This is a genomic window from Acidithiobacillus sp. TH-A36 (assembly GCF_057473445.1).
In genome coordinates this window covers 1-1,199 of sequence record NZ_JBYCKP010000119.1, presented here as the reverse complement: position 1 = coordinate 1,199, position 1,199 = coordinate 1, and the positions used below count along the sequence as shown (strand labels likewise).

At 49.9% G+C, this 1,199-nt stretch carries 1 protein-coding gene; it reads left to right on the top strand.

The window, feature by feature from the left end:
• Positions 1–637: 637 nt before the first annotated feature.
• On the top strand, positions 638–1,199 hold a 562-nt coding region (locus tag AC2VLY_RS03440), incomplete at its 3' end, for a MotA/TolQ/ExbB proton channel family protein (protein ID WP_486921768.1).

Genomic DNA, 1,199 nt, shown 5'->3' with positions numbered 1-1,199 from the left:
GGGGGAGAGTGTGCGCTCGGCGCAGGGTGTCAAACAATATAAGGGAGTCATCCTGTAGGAGCTCCACGTTGTGGGCAAGTTTGGTGCGATATTGTTTTGTATATTCCTATTGAAAATAAAATTTTTTTGGCAATAGCCATGTCATATTCACGATTCATACAGGCGCTGAAATTCACGAAGAATTGGTCAATCGTAGATGCTTGAAAGGGTGCTCAACCGTCGGCAAGCCGTCTGTTCTGCCACCAACACATGTCAGCCGGTGGCGTGTTCCTAGATTCCATTCAAATATTATCCACCTGTTTTTGAAAATGCGAAATAGGCCTTTTTGTAATGAAAATGTCATAAATTTTTCGCAAAAGTGTCACATTTCTCTGTTATATTATCAGTCACTAAAGTCTAGGAATCTACGAATGAGCCTGCAGTGAGCGTATGCAGGACGGATAGAGGGCCGGATATGAAACACACATCAATCAGATTTACTGCAGTATGTGACTATCAGTATCTTCGTCACTCGGCAATCAAGCGTTGCCTGCGGAATATCCAGCTTATTCCATGTCGAGCTCATTCTTTGGATGCCCACGTAATTTTATCCCTTTCCCTCCTTTTCAATTGCTGCTTGGTATGGAGCCTGTGACTTATGAATCTGAGTTATATCGTACATCTCGCCAACTATTCGGATGGGGTTTTATACATACTGGGCTTGATGCTGCTGGTGGAACTGGCCGTGATCGTGGATCGCTTCTGGTACCTGCGGCGGACCATTCTGCGTGGTCTGGTTTTCGTTCAGGAACTGGGACGTCATGGCCGCCTCGACCGCGAAGCGCTCAATACCCTGGCCGAAGATGCCGGAGACTTACCCGAAGCCACCCTGTTGCGCACCGCTGCTGCTCATAGTGGTCAGGTAAAAGACGAAGCCCTCGCCAGTCGCCTGGAAGAAAGCGTACTGGTCATCGCGCCGAAACTGGATCGTCGCCTGTGGTTGCTGGACACCATTATTACCCTGGCCCCGCTGCTGGGTCTGTTCGGGACCATCATCGGTATGTTTCATGCGTTTTCGGTATTGGCCCAGCCTGGTCATGCGCCCATGCAGGTCACGGGGGGGGTTGCCGATGCGCTGGTATCTACCGCCTCCGGCCTGTTCATCGCCATGCTCGGCTTGTTGACCTTCAATGCCTTCAACAATCAGGTGCGCATGATTC